The organism is Mycobacterium sp., from assembly GCF_040398885.1.
Lineage (GTDB): Bacteria > Actinomycetota > Actinomycetes > Mycobacteriales > Mycobacteriaceae > Mycobacterium.
Map to the genome: position 1 here is coordinate 2795 of NZ_JBBATF010000189.1, position 2016 is coordinate 4810.

A 2016-nucleotide genomic window follows, 5' to 3' on the forward strand; every position below is an offset into this window, starting at 1 on the left:
GGGCTGGGGCTCGGGCTCCTGCTGCTTGTTCACGACCGGCTCGGCGGGGGCGCTCACGGCCGGGGCCTCGGGCGCCACAGCGACCGCGGCGGCGGTCGGCGCAGTGCTCTTGGGGTCGTTGCGGATGTAGCCCGCGTCGACGATCTTCTTCAGCTGTTCTTCCTGCGGTTCGAGGAAGGGCAGCAGCTCCACCAGGGGCAGGTTGTCGGACGGGACGAAATAGCTCGTCGTCTTACCGCCCAGGGAGTTCGTGGTGACGGTGATGTTCTGCTCGGGCACCGTGGACAGATCGGTGAACACGCTGGGGACGTGGTTGACGATCTCACCGGCGTAGGCGTTCGCGACGGCGACGATGTTCCACAGCCGGTCCGGGAAGTCGGCGAATCCGTCGTACTCGGCGGTGACCACGATCGTGTCGTATTTGGTCGCCACCGGCACCTGGTACTGGTAGTTGAGGGTCTTGTCGAACCGGTTCTTGTTGAAGTTGGCCCGGCTGGAGTCGGCGACCACGACGAAGGAGAGCTTGTCCTTGTCGGGCGCGTTCGGATCCGCCAGGAGACGCCGCAGTTGCTCGTCGGCGACCAGGGCGCCGGCCGACAGTCCGACGACGGTCACGTGCTCGTCGGGGCCGGTCTTGGCCAGTGCGGTCTTGATGGCCGCGTCGAGGTTGTCGACGCCGATCGCCACGGACTCGGTGAGCAGCAGGCTTTCGGGACCGGTCACCGGACGGGCCTGCATCGGCCAGCCGACGGCGGTGCGCTGGTAGTCGCCGAACATCCCGCCCAGCACCTGGGACATGACGAGGTCGGGCAGCAAACCGCTGCCGATGCCGTTGAGCATCAGCGCCTGGTTGGCGGCGACGGCAGGTGTTGCCGAGGTCAGCGCGATACCGACGGCCGCTGCCATGATCGCCAGGGACCCTGTGAATTTCCGCACCGCCGACACCGTTCCCTCTCTTAGATCTAGTTCGGAACTAGACCCTTAGGACGATGCTACCTCGTGTGGGTCGGCGCACCTAATACTTGCCGTCGGCAATTCCCTTTGCTGAACGGTCTGGCGAAGGGCGACCGCGGGGGCTTGTGCCCGCCGCCGAATCGCTATTTGCTGGGTCGATGCGCCGTCGACGTTACCGGGTCGTCCCCGGTTGAAGTGTGCTCGATAGTTGCCGACGCAACGTGTTCGAGGGCTATTTGCCTGCCGGGAGAGGACTTAGGACCCGCATCGCCGCAGCTACCGATGCTGAGAGGAGCCTGAAGCGCGACCAAGAGAATCGAGAGCGAAACGGTTGCTAGTCCAGAAACGGTTGCTAGTCCAGATAGTCGCGGAGGACCTGAGAGCGGCTGGGGTGGCGCAGCTTCGACATGGTCTTGGATTCGATCTGGCGAATTCGCTCACGGGTGACGCCGTAGACCTGGCCGATCTCGTCGAGGGTGCGCGGTTGGCCGTCGGTCAGGCCGAACCGCAGCCGAACCACGCCGGCTTCGCGTTCGGACAGCGTCTCCAGAACCGACTGCAACTGATCCTGCAGCAGGGTGAAGGAAACCGCGTCAACGGCCACCACGGCCTCGGAGTCCTCGATGAAATCGCCCAACTGGCTGTCGCCCTCGTCACCGATGGTCTGGTCCAGCGAGATCGGTTCCCGCGCGTACTGCTGGATCTCCAGCACCTTCTCCGGGGTGATGTCCATCTCCTTGGCGAGTTCCTCCGGAGTGGCCTCCCGGCCCAGATCCTGAAGCAGCTCGCGCTGGATGCGGCCGAGCTTGTTGATCACCTCGACCATGTGCACCGGGATGCGGATGGTGCGGGCCTGGTCGGCCATCGCGCGGGTGATCGCCTGCCGGATCCACCAGGTGGCGTAGGTGGAGAACTTGTAGCCCTTGGTGTAGTCGAACTTCTCCACCGCGCGGATCAGGCCGATGTTGCCCTCCTGGATCAGGTCCAGGAACAGCATGCCGCGGCCGGTGTAGCGCTTCGCGAGGCTGACCACGAGGCGCAGGTTGGCCTCCAGCAGATGGT

General features: G+C 65.0%; 2 protein-coding genes. Both read right to left on the reverse strand.

Going from position 1 to position 2016, the window contains the following annotated elements; genetic code table 11:
• Positions 1-936: PE-PPE domain-containing protein (locus ADBZ5U_RS14290; protein ID WP_526811278.1), on the reverse strand; the 936-nt coding region annotated here is incomplete at its 3' end.
• Positions 937-1306: 370 nt separating this feature from the next.
• Positions 1307-2016 (reverse strand): RNA polymerase sigma factor RpoD (gene rpoD, locus ADBZ5U_RS14295; RefSeq protein WP_526811280.1); only part of this gene is annotated, 710 nt, incomplete at its 5' end.